13 protein-coding genes and 2 pseudogenes are annotated in these 16,885 nt (G+C 55.7%); 9 read left to right on the forward strand and 6 right to left on the reverse strand.

The window, feature by feature from the left end; all coding sequences use genetic code 11:
• From AC2FME_RS15780 to AC2FME_RS15815, 8 genes and pseudogenes are all read left to right on the forward strand, one after another.
• Nucleotides 1-97, forward strand: a pseudogene (locus tag AC2FME_RS15780) (IS5/IS1182 family transposase); the annotation flags it as partial.
• A gap of 175 nt (nucleotides 98-272) precedes the next feature.
• A complete protein-coding gene (locus AC2FME_RS15785; RefSeq protein WP_496800946.1) occupies nucleotides 273-1,289 on the forward strand; it encodes a DUF1214 domain-containing protein in 1,017 nt (338 codons plus the stop codon).
• A 14-nt stretch (nucleotides 1,290-1,303) separates the two neighbouring features.
• On the forward strand, nucleotides 1,304-2,302 hold the full coding sequence (locus AC2FME_RS15790; RefSeq protein ID WP_496800947.1) for a DUF1214 domain-containing protein: 999 nt from the start codon (nucleotides 1,304-1,306) through the stop codon (nucleotides 2,300-2,302).
• 532 nt (nucleotides 2,303-2,834) lie between these two features.
• On the forward strand, nucleotides 2,835-4,253 hold the full coding sequence (locus AC2FME_RS15795; protein WP_496710949.1) for a circularly permuted type 2 ATP-grasp protein: 1,419 nt from the start codon (nucleotides 2,835-2,837) through the stop codon (nucleotides 4,251-4,253).
• Nucleotides 4,254-4,255: 2 nt separating this feature from the next.
• Nucleotides 4,256-5,197, forward strand: a complete 942-nt coding sequence (locus AC2FME_RS15800; protein WP_496687001.1) for an alpha-E domain-containing protein — start codon at nucleotides 4,256-4,258, stop codon at nucleotides 5,195-5,197.
• Between the two features lie 3 nt (nucleotides 5,198-5,200).
• Nucleotides 5,201-5,998 carry a transglutaminase family protein gene (locus tag AC2FME_RS15805; RefSeq protein WP_496687002.1) on the forward strand — a complete coding sequence of 266 codons (798 nt, stop codon included), beginning with the start codon at nucleotides 5,201-5,203 and terminating at the stop codon, nucleotides 5,996-5,998.
• Nucleotides 5,999-6,009: 11 nt separating this feature from the next.
• A complete protein-coding gene (locus AC2FME_RS15810; RefSeq protein ID WP_496710978.1) occupies nucleotides 6,010-6,759 on the forward strand; it encodes a proteasome-type protease in 750 nt (249 codons plus the stop codon).
• Nucleotides 6,760-6,917: 158 nt separating this feature from the next.
• Nucleotides 6,918-7,621 (forward strand): annotated as a pseudogene (locus AC2FME_RS15815) (IS6 family transposase).
• 54 nt (nucleotides 7,622-7,675) lie between these two features.
• Here the strand turns inward: AC2FME_RS15815 and AC2FME_RS15820 are convergent.
• The 6 genes from AC2FME_RS15820 to AC2FME_RS15845 all read right to left on the reverse strand — a co-directional run bounded on the left by AC2FME_RS15820 (nucleotide 7,676) and on the right by AC2FME_RS15845 (nucleotide 15,463).
• Nucleotides 7,676-9,406, reverse strand: a complete 1,731-nt coding sequence (locus tag AC2FME_RS15820) for a Na/Pi cotransporter family protein (protein WP_496800948.1) — start codon at nucleotides 9,404-9,406, stop codon at nucleotides 7,676-7,678.
• A 9-nt stretch (nucleotides 9,407-9,415) separates the two neighbouring features.
• Entirely contained in the window at nucleotides 9,416-11,092 is a 1,677-nt protein-coding gene (locus tag AC2FME_RS15825) for an alkaline phosphatase family protein (RefSeq protein ID WP_496800949.1), read from the reverse strand.
• A gap of 79 nt (nucleotides 11,093-11,171) precedes the next feature.
• A complete protein-coding gene (locus AC2FME_RS15830; protein WP_496687009.1) occupies nucleotides 11,172-12,752 on the reverse strand; it encodes an arylsulfatase in 1,581 nt (526 codons plus the stop codon).
• 185 nt (nucleotides 12,753-12,937) lie between these two features.
• Nucleotides 12,938-13,465 (reverse strand): HdeD family acid-resistance protein, encoded by a 528-nt coding sequence (locus AC2FME_RS15835; protein WP_496800950.1) that lies wholly within the window; start codon nucleotides 13,463-13,465, stop codon nucleotides 12,938-12,940.
• Nucleotides 13,466-13,643: 178 nt separating this feature from the next.
• Nucleotides 13,644-14,504, reverse strand: a complete 861-nt coding sequence (locus AC2FME_RS15840) for a hypothetical protein (RefSeq protein ID WP_496800951.1) — start codon at nucleotides 14,502-14,504, stop codon at nucleotides 13,644-13,646.
• Between the two features lie 50 nt (nucleotides 14,505-14,554).
• Nucleotides 14,555-15,463, reverse strand: coding sequence for a hypothetical protein (locus tag AC2FME_RS15845; protein ID WP_496800952.1), 909 nt, complete (start codon nucleotides 15,461-15,463; stop codon nucleotides 14,555-14,557).
• A 218-nt stretch (nucleotides 15,464-15,681) separates the two neighbouring features.
• Here AC2FME_RS15845 and AC2FME_RS15850 point away from each other — a divergent pair, with 218 nt between their 5' ends.
• Entirely contained in the window at nucleotides 15,682-16,728 is a 1,047-nt protein-coding gene (locus tag AC2FME_RS15850) for an AraC family transcriptional regulator (RefSeq protein ID WP_496800953.1), read from the forward strand.
• Nucleotides 16,729-16,885 lie beyond the last annotated feature (157 nt).

The raw sequence follows: 16,885 nt of genomic DNA on the forward strand, positions 1-16,885 counted from the left end.
CAAGGATTGGCGGCGGGTGGCAACCCGCTACGACAGATGCCCGAAAGTCTTCCTGTCCGCCATCGCCCTTGCCGCTCTCGTCATATACTGGTTATGAGTCCTGACCCTAGCGGTCCAACGAACCGGCAAATTGGAACCAAGGGCTTGTTCCTAAGGCGTTGCGCTTGACGCATGTCAAAGAACTTTAAGGTCAAACGTAGATATTGGCTTGTCAATGGAACGAGGGGATAGTTGCGATGCGAGTAAGTCTAACTGCCTTGGCTTTGGCAGTAATGGTCGGAACAACGGGGCAGGCGCAGACGACGACGAACACCCTCGAGGGCCTGATCGAGAGTGCGGAGGTGCCGATCACCTCGGACAATTTCATTCGGGCCGCCACTGACCTTGAGCTTCAAAAATACGTGTCGCTCGCGGGTGGCATCAATCGGTTTTTCCACTTCCGGGAACCGACCCCGGTCGAAAACCAACCGACGATCCGGATGAACCGCGACACGCTCTACAGCACCGCGGTTGTCGACATAAGCGAGGGCGCGACGTTGATCCTTCCAGACGTTGCGGATCGCTACATGACGGCAATGGTTGTCAATCAGGATCACTTCATAAACGAGGTGTTCTTCGGTGGCGGCACCTATACCCTCGACATGGAAACGTTCGACACCCCTTACGTGATTGTCTATCTCCGCGTGCTTGTCGATGCCGCAGACCAAGAGGATGTGGCGGCTGTCAATGCGATCCAGGACGCGATGACAATCGAGGCCAACGCTTCGAACGCGTTCGTGGCCCCAAACTACGATGAAGACGCCTTTGAGGCGGTAGTCGAACAGCTGCTACCGCTCGGTGCTCTTGGTTTCGTTCCAGACAGTTCCCGCATGTTCGGCAAAAAGGAAAACGTCCACCCCATACGTCACATGCTTGGCACGATTGCCGGTTGGGGCGGGCTTCCGGAAGAGGAAGCATTCTACCCGGCGTTTTTCCCAGGTCTGCCCGTCGGTGCGTACAAGATCGAAGTGCCGCAGAACGTGCCGGTGGATGCTTTCTGGTCGGTGAGCATGTATAACGCCGACGGCTTCTATGAACCGAACGCTCTGAACGCCTACAGCATCAACTCCGTCACCGGCGCGCGGAATACTGACGGAAGCATGACCATCCATCTTGGAGCCTGCGACGACGGGCGGGTGAATTGCTTACCTATCACAGAGGGCTGGAACTATGTGGTGCGCCTGTATCGCCCCCGCCCGGAAGTCCTAGATGGAAGCTGGACCTTCCCCGTTGCGCAACCTGTGGATTGAGAAGGGCGCTTAAAATGTTGAAGAAATTGATTCCGATTGCGCTGCTGGCCCCATCTCTGGCTGTTGCCGAACCAGTGACGCTGGACACCTTTGTCCGGGCCGAGACGGATCATATGTTCCGTGCCAACATGGCCGCTTTTGACGTGGGCGTTGGAGAATTGATCCACGTTCGCAAACCGACGACCCCGGACAACCAACCGGTTATCCGGATGAACCAGGACACGCTCTACTCCGGGATTGTCCTGGACCTGTCCGATCCGGTTGAATTCACTCTGCCCGATTTGGGCGAGCGATACATCTCGATGCATGTGGTCAACCAGGATCACTACATGTACGTCGAAACCGCGCCTGGGACATACACGCTGACCGAAGAAAACGTTGGTACTCGTTTTGCCTATGTGACTGTACGAATATTCATGGACGCCAACGATCCTGACGATGTGTTAGAGGCACATGCCGCTCAGGACAGCCTTGTCGTGGCTGGGGGTGGAGCAGGTCCGTTCGAGGCACCGGATTGGGATCTGGATGATTTGGCACTTGCACGCACGGCCCTAAGCAACCTTGCCGAACTCGGTTTCAGCAGCTTTTACTCGTTCGGTACCGAGGGAGAAACAAAGCCTATCGATCACCTGGTTGGTGCCGCCGCCGGCTGGGGCGGTCTGCCACGCACTGCGGCGCTCTATGAGATCGACAGCGTCGATGCAAATGATGGCGTAACACCACATTCGGTCACGTTGAATGCAGTACCGGTTGACGCGTTCTGGTCAATCACTGTGTACAACGCCGACGGCTACCTGGAAGCAAACGATCTCGGCCGCAACAGCCTCAATAACGTAACAGCCGAACCCAATTCCGACGGCAGCATTACCATCAATTTTGGCGCCTGCGAGGATGGGCGCTTGAATTGCATTCCTATTACGCCAGGTTGGAACTACACCATTCGGCTATATGAACCTCGTGAAGAAATCTTGAACGGTAACTGGTCCTTCCCTGCAATCGAGGCGTTGGAGTAAGGGGCACTCAAGCTGGTTTCCAGGTGACCGCATCGTCCGCATCTCGGACATCGCGACCTCAAATCTCGCTGAGCCGGCAACTAATGACTGCTTTTCCCGCTGTATCGCAGCAACCAAATGTAGGGGGCCATGCTGCATTTGCAGGGGACCCTGCGAGGCCACGTCCGGAGTGGGCTCAGAGCGGTCTCGCGGCGCTGCGACGGTCCGAGCTGCAGCCCAGCCCCGAAAGCCGCCATTGAAGAAATCGAGACTGCCTTTCGGTTTCAATGGCGTAGCCTGATGCGCCGACATTCGACATTAGGAAGCTTTGTATCGCGCAATTCGGGCTGACCGTCGGCACGGAGCCCAAAGCGGACGTTCAGATGCAGCACAAAACATTGAATGTGACTTCAACTGGAAACGCGAATAACGCCATGTTGTTAAGATCATCACATTATCCAGTTCGCCTGAAAATTAGACGCTCCTTCCGAAGACAGCTTCCAACCAAGCCTGAATGACTTGAAAAATCTGATCTATGCGTAAAACTTAAAGTATGAGTGAGTATTTTGATGAAATGTTCAACGGCGATGGATCACTCAGAGGTCCATACGAAGAGATCGGTCGCTGGTTCAACGCGGAAGACGTGTCACGACTGAGGGCGAAACAGCGCGAAGCCGAAAAAGTTTTTAGGCTGACGGGCATCACTTTTAACGTATACGGCAAAGCCGAGGCCGAAGAACGTCTGATACCGTTTGATATCGTGCCACGAGTTATTTCAGCGCGGGAATGGCAGCGGTTGGAACGCGGTATCGAACAGCGGGTGCGCGCAATCAACGCATTTCTACATGACATTTACCACCGTCAAGAAATTGTCCGGGCCGGGCGTGTGCCGGTTGAGATGATTGCCGGAAACGAGGCCTTCCTGCCACAGATGCTTGGTGTCTCACCGCCTGGTCAGGTCTATACGCACATTGTCGGCGTCGATCTGGTGCGAACCGGACCAGACGAGTTTTTCGTTCTGGAAGACAATGCTCGTACGCCATCCGGGGTCAGCTATATGTTGGAGAACCGGGAAACGATGCTAAAGATGTTCCCCGAACTCTTTAGCGCAACCAATGTTCGGAATGTTTCAGACTATCCCCGTAATCTGAGACGTTCTCTTGCTGCCTGCGCACCAACTGTAGCAGACGGAGAACCCACTGTCGCGGTGTTAACCCCCGGCATCTATAATTCAGCCTACTACGAACATGCGTTTCTTGCTGATCAAATGGGCGTGGAATTGGTCGAAGGCCACGATCTGCGGGTTGTCGACGGACGAGTCTGCATGCGCACCACCAGAGGTTATACTCCCATCGACGTACTTTATCGCAGGGTTGATGACGAGTTCCTGGATCCGCTGAATTTCAACCCCAACAGCGCATTGGGCGTGCCGGGTATTCTGGATGTCTATCGTGCTGGCGGCATCACAATTGCGAACGCGCCGGGAACAGGTATAGCCGATGACAAGGCGATCTATTCCTACATGCCGGAAATCGTTGAGTTCTACACGGGCGAGAAGCCCCTGCTAAAAAACGTTCCTACGTGGCGCTGCAGCGACCCCGAGTCGCTGTCCTACGTATTGGACAACCTGTCGGATCTTGTTGTCAAAGAGGTGCACGGGTCGGGCGGCTATGGGATGCTGATCGGTCCGACCGCCAGCAAGAAAGAGATCGCGGCCTTCCGTGACAAGCTCAAGTCGCGGCCGTCGAACTACATCGCTCAGCCCACATTGTCTCTCTCGACGGTGCCCATCTTCGCCCGTTCGGGGCTTGCCCCCAGGCATGTCGATCTGCGGCCGTTTGTTCTGGTGTCCCCGCAAGGGATCGAGATCACCCCCGGCGGCCTGACGCGCGTTGCGCTGAAAAAAGGGTCCTTGGTCGTTAATTCAAGCCAAGGCGGCGGGACCAAAGACACCTGGGTTCTGGAGGACTGACCATGCTGGGAAAAACTGCTGGCGGGTTGTTCTGGATGTCCCGGTATCTTGAGAGGGCGGAAAATACGGCCAGATTGCTGGAAACAGGCCAGAGGATGGCGCTGACCCGGACAAAGAATTCCGATGCGGAATGGGGCTCGGTTCTGAAAACTGCCGGCGTTTTCAGCGGGTACAGCGCCAAATATGATGAGATTTCGAAAGACAATGCCGTGGATTGGATGTTGCGTGATGCCGACAATCCATCCTCGATCAAGTCGGTCATCAAACAGGCGCGGGACAACGCGCGCCTTGTTCGAACCGCATTGACCAATGATGTCTGGAGTGCGGTGAACGCCACGTGGATGCAGATTGATCAAGCCATGAAGCGCCGCGTGAATGAGAGGGACCTGCCGGCAACGCTGGAACTTATTCGTCAACAGGCCGCTCTGGTTCGTGGCGCAACTCTTGGGACCATGCTGCGCAACGATATTTTCGATTTCACCCGGATCGGCACCTTTGTCGAGCGGGCCGACAATACCGGGCGTATCCTGGACGTGAAGTACTATGTCCTTCTGCCCACGGCCTTCTCGGTCGGCTCGTCGCTGGACAACATCCAGTGGGAAAGTATCCTGCGGTCCGTTGGGGCAGGCGGTGGCTATCGCATGACCCACGGCCAGAACACCCGGCCGTCGGAAATTGCGCAGTTTCTGATCCTTGATCAGAGGATGCCCCGCAGCCTGCATTTCTGCTGTAGGAAGATTCAAGAGAACCTGTCCTACCTCAGCAAAGACTATGGCTTTGCGGGTCCGTCCGTTACGGCGGCCAACGCGCTTTCCGAGAAGTATCTCGACCGGCAGATTACCGATATCTTTGACCTCGGGCTGCACGAATACATTCAGGACTTTTTGAAGGATCTCGGGGACTTGAGCCGCCAGATCGAAATTGATTACCGGTTCTATGAGTGACCAATGAAACTGCATATACGCCACGAGACACGATACGATTTCGACGCGCCGGTTCCCTTCGGTTTGCAACAGCTGAGGAAGACACCAAAGTCTTTTCGCAATCAAAGCATTGAAAGTTGGAACACCGAAATCACCGGCGGGCGCAAAGAGCTGGTGTTTGAAGACTACCATCGTAACACCGTGGAATTGATCAGTTTCGACGCAAACACCCAAAGTATCTCGTTGATCTCCGAGGGTGTGGTCGAGGTTGAAGACACCCACGGCGTCTTGGGGCCTCACGAAGGGTCGACTCCTTTGTGGCTGTTCAAAAGGCGCACCCCTCTGACAACGCCGGGGAAAGGGGTTGCCGAACTGATAGGCGCGTTGCCCAAAGGTGAACCGCTGGAACAGCTACATGCTCTGTCCGAAACAATTCGAGCTCAGGTCGCGTATGAAATTGGAGGTTCGCACCCGGGCTGGAGCGCAGAAGATGCACTCAAAGCTGGGCGCGGTGTGTGTCAGGACCATGCGCATATCTTCATTACATGCGCACGACAGATTGGAGTGCCGGCACGCTATGTATCGGGTTACTTGATGATGAACGAAACAGAACTTCAGGACGCGACCCATGCTTGGGCCGAAGTGCATTTGGACGGGCTTGGCTGGGTAGGGTTTGACGTTTCAAATGGGATTTCACCTGACGATCGATACGTACGCGTCGCAACCGGGCTGGACTATGCCCAAGCCGCACCGGTAATAGGGAATAGAATTGGGACAGCGGGCGAGCAATTGACAGTGCAATTGAAAGTCGCACAGCAGTAACGGAGAACATGATGACCTATGCTGTTGGCATGCGGCTGAATAGCGGGCTGGTATTCATGTCGGATACGCGCACGAACGCAGGCGTGGACAATGTTTCGACCTTCAACAAGATGTTCAACTGGACAGTCGAAGGGGACCGGTCGATCACAATCCTGACGGCCGGAAACCTGGCCACTACTCAGGCCACGATAAGCCTTCTGGAAGAACGAACAAAAGCGCCGGCAGATCGTTCACCATCGATCTTAGAGGCGCCCACAATGTTTCAAGTTGCGCAACTGGTCGCGGCTACGCTGAACGACGTCATCGAGGGGCATGCCCGGTCTGGTCAGCAAGCGGACAGTGCTTTTCACGCGACACTCATTGTCGGAGGCCAGATCAAGGGCGGCCCGTCTCGTCTGTTTTTGATTTACCCGGAAGGCAATTTTATCGAGGCCGGCGACGACACCCCGTTCTTTCAGATCGGTGAGACAAAATATGGCCGCCCGATTCTGGTGCGTGCCTACGATCCGGAAATGAGTTTTCCGGAAACCGTGAAACTCTTGCTTGTCAGTTTTGACTCCACGATTAAGGCCAATCTGTCTGTCGGGGCTCCGCTTGACCTGCTTCTCTACGAGGAAGACAGTCTTACGGCCGGCACGCGGTCAAGATTCGAGTCCGACGACCAGTACTTGCGCGTTGTTTCTGACAGATGGGGTGACGCTTTGAAGTCGGCTTTGGCCAAACTTCCAGAATACAAATCGGGGCGAAAATCAAACGATTGAGCGTCCGCTTTGTGCGCATAGTTGCCATTCGCGATTTTTCGCTCAACGTCCGCACTGAGCCCCAAGCGGGCGTTCTTGTCGCTGCGCACATACACCTTTTGGAGCTCTGTTATAGAAGACGGCTTGAGACGTGGAGGTCTGATTTGTAGCGTCAGTTTATGACGACACGATCCCCGTTTCGCTACTTCAAAACGAGCCCAGAGATCATCCGCTTGGCGGTGATGCTGTATGTCGGTTTCCACTTTCGTTGCGCAACGTCGAGGATCTTCTGAATGCACGCGGGATCGACGTCAGCCACGAGGCGGTGAGGTTCTGGTGACATCGGTTCGGACCGATGTTCGCCAGTGAGATCCGAAAACGTCGAACCGACGGCATGTGTTCCAGCAAGTGGCGCTGGCATCTCGACGAATTGTTCGTGAAGATCAACGGTGAACGCCATTAACTTTGGCGTGCGGTTGATCACGAAGGCGAGGTTTTGGAAAGCTTCGTCACGAAGACGCGTGACAAGAAAGCTGCGCTGAAATTCTTAAGAAAAGCAATGCGCAAGCACGGTCGCCCCGAAGTGATCGTGACCGATCGGCTCAGATCCGACGGTGCTGCCTTGAAGGACATTGGCTCTGGCCACCGCCAGCAAACCGGTGGGTGGTTGAACAATCGCGCAGAGAATTCACACTTTTCACTTCTACGACGAGAACGGGCGATGTTGCGCTTCCGGCGGATGCGAAGTCTGCAGAAATTCGCGGCCGTCCACGCTTCGGTCTACAACCTGTTCAATTCGGAGCGCAGCCTCTACTCCAGACCAAGTTTCAAGCTGACCCGCGCCGCTGCTCACGCCGAGTGGCGCGGTCTCTGCGCCGAATAGGGGGCAAGCATCCTGTCCTTGTAGAGACTGGTTAGAATTTGTCTGACAGCACCCTTAATCCTGATCGTCGCCACTACGAAGAACCGTTCGGGCGGCGCGACGGGTTATCATCATGAGCACGCGCAGCGTTTGGGCAAGCTCAATCCGCAGGCGTAAATCTTCGGCCCTTACCTTGTCATCGGTCGTCAAAACCTGTGCCGCAGCAAGCGATGCGAAGGCCCGTTCTCCGGCATCCTTGTATCCGAGCACACGCATAGCTGCGTTTTTGTCTCTGTCGCGAACGGCGCTGACGGCGTCCCGAACCGACATTTCCATCAACTTATACATATCGGAGAGTCCTAATTCTTCGTCATTAGAACGTATCGTACGGAGAACGGGCAAAATCCGAACATTGAGGATCTCCGAAACCATGTTGAGTTCGGTGGCTGCAATGGCGAGATTGACCCGTTCGTCTGCATCCGCTTCACGCAGTTCGCTTTCACCAACGCGCGCCAAAAAACGCGTAATTTGTGGCAGCAGGGCCGCACCCGTTTTTGCCTGGCTTTCGGCTTCGTCGAGTCTGGCTTTGTCCCCCGATTGTACAACTGCCCAAATCTCGTCGAGCATGTTTTGGGCGAGACCTCCTAGCCGTGCCGTCTCTTCACGCGCGGCTTGCAGCGCCATGACTGGCGTGCTCAGGAGCGCGTCGTCAAGAAACTCCGGAACGACAGAAACGGTTGCCTCTGCAGACTTCGACTCTGGCACCAGGCGGATGGCAAGGGCGGCGATCTGCTGAGTGAAGAACAGGAATATCACCGTGTTGATAACGTTGAAAAGCGTGTTCGCATTCGCAATCTGCCGCGGGGTTTCAACGGCCAAGCGCTCCGCACCGACAAGATCCGGGTAGCTAGGCGAAACAGAGACCGTCAGCGAGGCGAGGAACGAAATCAGGGGCAACCATAGCAAAACACCCGCGACGTTGAAAATGACGTGTACTGCCGCTGCACGACGCGCATCCAGCGGTTTACCGATCGAGGACAAAGCGGCTGTCACGCATGTCCCGATATTGGCGCCGAGCGCCATGGCGATTCCAGCCTCTAGGGAAACCAAACCCTCGCTGGACATAACCACGATTATGCTTGTAGTGGCCGAAGAGGATTGCACTAGCGCAGTGAAGAGCGCCGCAATAAGTATGGCAAGAAACGGGCTTTCCGCAATCGACTGCATCAGGCGGAGAAATGGCTCGTAGCCACGCAGAGGCACCATTGCGGCACTCATCATGCCCATCCCGAAAAAGACGAGGCCGAGACCCAAAAGGATAGAGCCAAGATGCCTGGTTCGGTCCTTTTTGGCGATGAAGTTAGTGAAGAAACCCAGCGTTATCATCGCCGGAGCGTACTCTTCAACACTAAAAGCCACAATTTGAGCGGTCATGGTGGACCCTACGTTGGCGCCCATGATCACACCAACAGACTGTTGCAGTGACATGACACCGCCGGACACGAACCCTACCACAAGCACTGTGGTGACGGACGAAGACTGGACCACGGCTGTCACGCCGGCACCAGTGATGGCGGCCATCACCCTGTTCTTGGTGAACTTCTGGAGCACAACACGCATCTGGTCGCCGGCAGCGTTCTTGAGGCCATCTGACAGGAAGTTCATTCCCAGAAGAAATAGCGCCAATCCACCGAAAAGTCCCATCGACATCCCGCCAAAATCGAGCGAAAGGACGGCGCCGGTAGCATCAACCGTTGTCGCGGCAAGAAATACTGAGGTGAAGGCGACAGCGGCAATCAAGCTCATTTTCGCAGATTACCTCAGCGCTTCGACAAGCGGCTGGCCCAGCGCACCTGAGGGCGGCTTTGTGCCCAAATAGGCTGCGAGGGTAGGGGCAACGTCAACCGTTTCAACCCTTCGAAAGACCCGGTTAGGTTGTATGCCAGGGCCTGTGACAATTATTGGTACGTGCGTGTCGTAAGTCCAGGGCGAGCCGTGGGCTGAGGCCACATGCAGCCCGTCGAAATCGGCGATGAACCAGTGCGGTTCGAAGACGAGGTAAATGTCGCCCGAGCGGTCGGGGTGGAAGTTGGCCAGAACTGCGTCCTGGATCTTGCCTCGTGGCACTGCTCCCACGCGAAGGTCTGAGCTGGCGATGGCATGGGCGATGCCTGGCAGCCGCTCCAGTTCCTCTGCCACTGCGCGCTCCACCAAGACGCGGTCTAAGCCGCGGGCCGCGATTTCTTCCGTGTCGAGATACAAGTAAGGGTTGGAAAAATTGAGGATCAGGTCGCGACTCTCGCCGAATTCGGCAGTCAGGCGCACGAAACCCGGCTCGGTGTCGATGCGCTCGAAGTCGAAGGTCCCAGCTTCGATGCCGAGTGTGGCGAGGTAGTCTGGATGCTCTGGCGCGCCGTGGTCGGCAGACAGAACCACGAGCGTCCGGTCCAGCCCGACACGGTCGTTGATATGTGCCAGCAAGTCGGCCAGCGTCCGGTCGAGCCGCAGAATGTTATCCTCTGACTCCAGGCTGGAGGGGCCGAAAATGTGGCCGACATAGTCGGTGGAAGACAGGCTGACGGCGAGGTAGTCGGGCACATCGTCCTGCCCGAGCCCCTCGTTGTCAATCAGCGCCTTGGCGAAGTCGGCAGTGATCTCGTCGCCGGCGGGGCTCAGCGTCAGACGCGTGGTGAAATACTTGTCGTCCGCCGCGCCGAATGCGTGCGGGAACGTTCGTCCGAAGCCAGGGAAATCGGTTTCCCATGGCTGATCGTCGCGGGTGCCGAACATGTAGGCGTCTGGCGTGGCGGACAGCTCCCACGCGGTGTCGGCGTAGCGCGCCACGACGCCCTTTGCCTCCCACTCGGTAATCCAATCCGGGTAGGCTTCCCGGTAGAACGTGCTGGTGACGAACCGTCCTTCCGACTTCGAGAACCAGTAAGCGGTGCCCGCGTGCCCTGCCATCGAGATAGCACCGCGATCCTTGATAGAGACGCCAAAGACCTTCGCCTCGGGGCCGAAATGCAGCGCGATCTCGTCTGAGATCGTGGACGTCAGGATGTTGCGGGGCGAGCGGCCATCCGTCGTCGCGGCCCGCTGGGTGGGGTCGATCTCGGCGTCGGTATCGACGCCTTCGGCGCCTACGAGCGGAAAGTCGGGATCCTGTACGTTGTAAAACTGCGAGCCTCCGATCCGGTCGAACCACAGGTTCGCGACCATGCCGTGGATCGCCGGATCCGTGCCGGTGGCGAGCGTCGTGTGTCCGACAATAGTTTCAGTGTTCGCATGTCGGTGATGGGCATCGACGAAATGCACGCCGCTTTCGATCAGGCGGCTAAACCCGTCCTCTCCCAGGTGCTGGCCGTAGCGATCGATCAGGTCGCCACGCAGCTGATCGACGGTGATCTGCAAGACCAAGCGCGGCTTCTCTTGCGCGCTTGATGTACTGGAGAGAAGCGTTAAGAGGCCCGCAACCAAATACAGCGTCTTCATTTGCCTCTCCTCGTATTTGATGGTTTTTTGATCACGGCATCCCAATGAGGCACGCCGCAATCAGTCTTTTTGGGCCTAATCACTGGTATGCAGGTGCAATAATACCCTTTTCAGTGATCTCCTTCAAAACCTGATACGCTCGCAGTGACTGGTAATTGATGCCGCTGGCATTCAAGACCTGCCCCTCTCGGAAAGGGTAACCGTCCATAGACGCAATGAAATCACGGATTTCTTCTTGGATCGGCACGAAGAGCCACATCTGATCCGCCATCCATCGCAGGTACATTTCCGATTCCAGCCACATTTCTTCGAGAGGGTCGGATCGCAAGTGAACGATCTTGGGCCAGTTCGAAGCGAAGCGCACGGCGTCAGTGATATTCCCCTCCAGCGTTGCGAAATGCACCTTCCAGTCATTCCACCTCACCGCATTCAGTTCACCGTTGGCTGAGAAGTAGAAGATCCGGTCGCGTGGGCTCTCGTCGACCTCGCCCGAGAGATACGGCATCATATTGTAGCCGTCGAGATGCACCCGGAAATCCTTGCCGTTCGCCGTGTGGCCCTGCAGCAGCTTCTCCTTGATATCCGGCTCGCCGGCCGCTGCGAGAAGTGTCGGCATCCAGTCTTCATGGCTGATGATGTCGTTAAACTTCGTTCCCGGTTTCACAGTGCCAGGCCAACGAATCAACTGTGGAACGCGAAAACCGCCCTCGAAGGTTGTGCCTTTTTCGCCATGGAAAGGGGTGATGCCGCCGTCTGGCCATGAAACCTTCTCGGCGCCGTTATCGGTAGAGTAGATAACGATTGTGTTATCCGCAATTCCCAGTTCGTCAAGCTTGTCGAGCAATTGTCCGACATGGCCGTCGTGCTCTGCCATGCCATCCGGATAGAGACCCATTCCGGTCAATCCGACGCTTTCCGGCTTCAAGCGAGTCCAGACATGCATTCGCGTTGTGTTCATCCAAACGAAGAAGGGTTTGTCCTGTTCCACCGAGCGATCGATGAAGTCCAGGGCGCCTGCGAGGAATTCCTCGTCGGCCGTTTCCATGCGCTTACGGGTCATCGGGCCAGTATCCTCAATCTGACCGTCCGCCGATGCCTTGATCACGCCACGCGGGCCATACCGCTCGCGAAACTCGGGGTCTTTCGGGTAGAAGTAGCCCTCAGGCTCCTCTTCTGCGTTGAGATGATAGAGGTTGCCAAAGAATTCATCGAACCCATGGTTGGTTGGAAGGTGTTCATTCTGATCACCGAGGTGGTTCTTGCCGAACTGTGCCGTGGCGTAGCCATGGTTCTTGAGCAGCGAGGCGATCGTGGGTGACCATTCGGGCATTCCATGCTTGGACCCGGGCATGCCAATTGTCAAAAGACCGGTACGGAACGGATGTTGGCCTAGAATGAATGAGGCCCGACCAGCTGTGCAGGATTGTTGAGCATATGCGTCGGTGAACATTCCGCCTTCGGCCGCCAGACGGTCGATATTTGGCGTCTGATAACCCATCATTCCGTGGTTATAGGCGCTGATGTTGAACATGCCGACATCGTCGCCCCAGATCACGAGAATATTGGGTTTTTCCGTGTTTTGCGCCATAGCGGCCGCGGACGTTAGTCCCAGAGCTGTCGCCGCTATGGCGCACATTCTGGTTATCTTGGTGAATAACATGATTTCCTCCTTTGTTTCGGGCGATGCCCGACAGTGCTTTCCGACAGTTACGCCTAATTGCCTTGCTGTTGCGCGATCTCGCCAGAACGGACAGTAACGGCGGCGTTCATGCTCTCTCCGGCGGATTTATCCATGGACTGCCCGATGATGACGGAATTACTATCGTCCGATATGAAGCGGTCCCTTTAAGTTGCCGCTGCTTTTGTCTTGCCCTTGCTAAACGCCAAGGCGAACGAAGACACACCGTCGGCGACAAGCTCTACCCCGAGAAGTATGCCGAGAGTCGAGACAGCGGAAACCGGCCAATCCATGAAGATAATGACGCCAAGCGCAAGCGAGGCGACACCGGAGATCAAGACCATCCAGAAAGCTTTTCGATCCTCAAGAGCAAACGCATACGCGATCTTGGCCGCGCCGCCAAACAGGAACGCAATTGCTATCAAAGTGGTTAGAACCACCATGCCCATCAAAGGCCGACCCAAGATCATCAAGCCGATGAGAAACCACATGATCCCGAGAAGGATAGTCCAGAACTTTACGGTGTTTGTTTCATCACGAAAGGCGGCGATCACCTGAGCGACGCCGAAGGCCACAAAGACAAAAGCTATCACTAAGGTCGCGAAACCGCTGGCCAATACCGGATTTGCAAGGGCAAATAACCCACCCAGCAGAGATACAATCCCCATGAGAACCCAAAGAAACCTGTTTTGCATGTCTGTACCTCCTGAGTTGATTGGGTGGGCTTTCCAGAAGATCTGATAGGATTGACCGAAAAGCCCAGCCTGTCTTGGTTCTTGCGTGTCTCCCGACTTTTATGCTCCCGACAGATACTCTACCCAATGGAATAGAAAGGATTTGCGGTTTTGGACCTGTCCGGGAGCCACCACGAAATCAGGGTTTCAACGCCTCGCGCGCCAATTCGGCAGAGTTTTTCAGCTTTTCCTTGCGGACCTGGTACTCTTCCTTGATCTCGGCCTTGCGCTTTTCAAATTTTGCCTTTCGTTCAGCAGAGGCTTTGGCGATCTGCTCGTCAAGAGCATCCAGACGCGCGTCCATTTCTGCATCCATTGCGTCAAGGCGCTCATTGATCTTCTTGTTGTTTTCCGCGATCCGCGCCTTCACGGTATCAACTTTGGCCATGATCGCGGCCTTGTTTTCTTCGTGGGAAGCCCGCAACTCTTCGTCCAGTTCAGCAAGTTCGCGGTCCATGGCACGCATTTCCGCTTCCCACTGCTCATCGACCGCATCGACGCGGGGTTTGCGGAAAATTGTGCCCCCGATTTCAGCCATCTTGGTGTCGAGGGGGGCCGTCCATATCTCGTCGACGGACGCAACGATGCAAGATTTGCCCGGAAGCAACTCAATGGAAACCTGATCGAGCATCGTCATGTCTACGCCGGAAACCATAAGGTCGCGATAAACGCCAAAAAGACCACCGGTCATACTTCCCATGGCCATGCCGCCAAGCGCGGCCTGGCTGGCAGCGGCGGTCCCCGCGACGGCCGCGCCAGACGCGATAGCAGCGGGTCCGGCCAAAACACCAACCATGGCGCCGATCATCATTCCGAAGGCCGTGCCGATCGGGCCTTCGTCCTGGGCTTTCTTGACCGCGACCTGTCCGTCTTCGTCTTTACCGATCACGGCAGCTGCGTATACCGCCAGTTCACCGTTCCGGTGCAGATCCCGTAACGCCTCCGCCCCTTTGAAAGCGGCTTCTTCTGAGTCGAACACGACTGCTACAAACTTTTCCATAAAATTGCTCCTCTTTTGGTTCATTTGTGGATGGAAACGGGGGAACCCGGCTATTTGAGAAACTGCATGTTCAAAGCCAGGTAGATCTGCCATTCCGGCACGCCGGCCCCGCGCCTGGCAACGGAGTACTGGGGTTCGACAAAAACGTTGAAGATAGTCTTGTCTTGCCGGGTCACTTTACCCAGCCTCAGCCCCAGCGGGACTGCATAGTTGTCGTTCTCGAAATTGTAGCTCCAAATCGGGGCGCCACCTGAATACCAACCTTTGCCCAGCTGATAAAAAACAAAGGGTTGGAATGCGGTCACGCTGGCACGGGGTTTGCCATTCGTATCACCGACGCCTCCGCGGTAGGTCAGCAGGTAACCGTACTGAAACAATGGCGAAATCGCGTTGAAGTAAACGTTGGCAAGACCCAATTGCCACTGGTCCGCCCCAAGACCGTTCTTTCCTGTAGGCGCCACGATCTGAGGCCCGATGGCAAAACTGGTTGCAGGGTTTCCGGTGTCGAACTGATAGGCAGCAAAAATATCCAAATCGCCGATGCCGGAGACGGTTGAGAAACCCGGACCGACGGGCAGAGAGTTCATCGGAAGCGAGGCTCGTACTAGCCAGTTCGAAGCTCCGATCTGCAAAGGCTGCGCATAACGCAGAACGAATTGGTTTCCTGAGCCGTTCGGAACGCCATTGAACGCGCCAACATAGTAGTTTTGGAGGTTGAGCGCACGGATGTCCGCCAGGGGATTGTTGGCTTGGGCAGCGGCTTGGTTTTCGCTGTCCGGCGACGCCAGGGCGACACCCGCAGTCAGGGACAAACAGATCGAAGCGAACAATATGAACGCTTTGATCGGAACGTTCGCAGACGCCGCTCCGGTTATGCCTGCTGCCTGCCCCGGCGACACTGCTCGGGCCCTGTAAGAATTCCGTCGAAGCATCTTTTGGGAAGCTTTCCCAAGGGTCATCTGGCCAATCCTTCCCGGATCACTTGAAGGTGTTCATGCAGAGCCCGATCGAGCCTCCGCATTCCAACCCCAACAGGCAATGCCCATTAGGCCAACCGCCGGAAACAAGGCGAAACGCTTTGATACCGCGTTGCCGCACTCTAAACTCGAACTCACGCTATCTGCTTTTCTGCATGCGGTGATTCTGTAGAACATATTAGATCACAAGGGCTTGAGACATGTCGGCGAACGCGCAAAAATCGAATGCTAAGCTCTCGGAGGTGGAGGATTCTCCAAAGGTCCGGTTGGCGCTCGTGCGCGCGCCCCTTGAGCTCTTTTCAAAGACGCATCCCTCTAAGGCGGCGCGGATCAGGCGGGACCTGAGAGACAGTGTTGGTCAATGGTTTGCCGAGGCCCGGTTGCCTTATTTCGACTATCTGCACGTCTTGGCGCGTGTCGGTTCCGATGACGAGGATGGAAATCTGCTCTTACGGGCCGGAATGGCACCAGATTTGGGAACACTAGGTTTATTCGGAAAGGCCTGCATCCACTCCGACACTTTATGGACAGCGTTGAAAACAGCACAGCGGCTAATGGACGGCCTTGTCAGCGCAGGGAAAATAAACATTCGCTTGCAACGAAACCGTTGTCGAGTATCGGTGTCTACTGCGCCGCTTGTTCCCGATGGCTTTGACGAGAGCTCCAAGTATTTGATTTCATTGCTTTGCTATCTGGTTTGTCTATCGGATAGAACCTCGAACGCTGATCTGAAAATTTTTTTCCCGGGTGCTTCGTGCGCACATCTGGGCGTGTTTCCAAAAGTACAGCGGTTCGTATCTGCTTCGGAAAATGCTTTGGAGTTCGATGAACATCTGCTGAAAAGCCCCCTGAAATTCTCGAACCCGGAACTAAACGCTTTCTTGCCCTTGATCGTTGAAGAATTGGATCAACTTGAAAACGACGCGGACTTAGCCCTGCTGCTCAACAAGATGAACGCCGCGGCTTTGAACACGCGCTTTCGCCCGCTTCGACTGTCCGAGGCAGCTTATCTGCTCGACACCAACGCGCGCACCCTTCAGTTGCGCCTAAAAAATAGGGGAACGACATTCAGCGATCTTAGAAAAACTGCTGTGCACCAAAAAGCACGGATAGAACTTGCTGCTGGACGATCGATCAACGAGACGAGTGACCTATTGGGGTTTGAACATAGGCAGAGTTTTTCAGAGGCGTTTCATCGTTGGGAGGGGACGGCACCTTCTGTTTTCGCGTCACTTGCGAAATGTTAAAGACAGTAAGCCCGAAACGACCGCAGGGAAAGATGCGGTGGCGCGGCACAGAGCCCCTGTCGCAGCTCAGGATAGTCCCGGTTCATCTTTATTTGTGTCGAAAGACAGCGCGGGGTTGGACGCAAGCAGACCTTCGAGACTGACTGGCGCTCTCCGG

Source organism: Ruegeria sp. BHSC026, from assembly GCF_059613065.1.

Excerpts from the sequence above, each read along its gene's own strand:
- AC2FME_RS15785 (WP_496800946.1), top strand. The coding sequence starts at position 273 with ATGGTCGGAACAACGGGGCAGGCGCAGACGACGACGAACACCCTCGAG.
- AC2FME_RS15790 (WP_496800947.1), top strand. The coding sequence starts at position 1,304 with ATGTTGAAGAAATTGATTCCGATTGCGCTGCTGGCCCCATCTCTGGCT.
- AC2FME_RS15795 (WP_496710949.1), top strand. The coding sequence starts at position 2,835 with ATGAGTGAGTATTTTGATGAAATGTTCAACGGCGATGGATCACTCAGA.
- AC2FME_RS15800 (WP_496687001.1), top strand. The coding sequence starts at position 4,256 with ATGCTGGGAAAAACTGCTGGCGGGTTGTTCTGGATGTCCCGGTATCTT.
- AC2FME_RS15805 (WP_496687002.1), top strand. The coding sequence starts at position 5,201 with ATGAAACTGCATATACGCCACGAGACACGATACGATTTCGACGCGCCG.
- AC2FME_RS15810 (WP_496710978.1), top strand. The coding sequence starts at position 6,010 with ATGACCTATGCTGTTGGCATGCGGCTGAATAGCGGGCTGGTATTCATG.
- AC2FME_RS15820 (WP_496800948.1), bottom strand. The coding sequence starts at position 9,406 with ATGAGCTTGATTGCCGCTGTCGCCTTCACCTCAGTATTTCTTGCCGCG.
- AC2FME_RS15825 (WP_496800949.1), bottom strand. The coding sequence starts at position 11,092 with ATGAAGACGCTGTATTTGGTTGCGGGCCTCTTAACGCTTCTCTCCAGT.
- AC2FME_RS15830 (WP_496687009.1), bottom strand. The coding sequence starts at position 12,752 with ATGTTATTCACCAAGATAACCAGAATGTGCGCCATAGCGGCGACAGCT.
- AC2FME_RS15835 (WP_496800950.1), bottom strand. The coding sequence starts at position 13,465 with ATGCAAAACAGGTTTCTTTGGGTTCTCATGGGGATTGTATCTCTGCTG.
- AC2FME_RS15840 (WP_496800951.1), bottom strand. The coding sequence starts at position 14,504 with ATGGAAAAGTTTGTAGCAGTCGTGTTCGACTCAGAAGAAGCCGCTTTC.
- AC2FME_RS15845 (WP_496800952.1), bottom strand. The coding sequence starts at position 15,463 with ATGACCCTTGGGAAAGCTTCCCAAAAGATGCTTCGACGGAATTCTTAC.
- AC2FME_RS15850 (WP_496800953.1), top strand. The coding sequence starts at position 15,682 with ATGTCGGCGAACGCGCAAAAATCGAATGCTAAGCTCTCGGAGGTGGAG.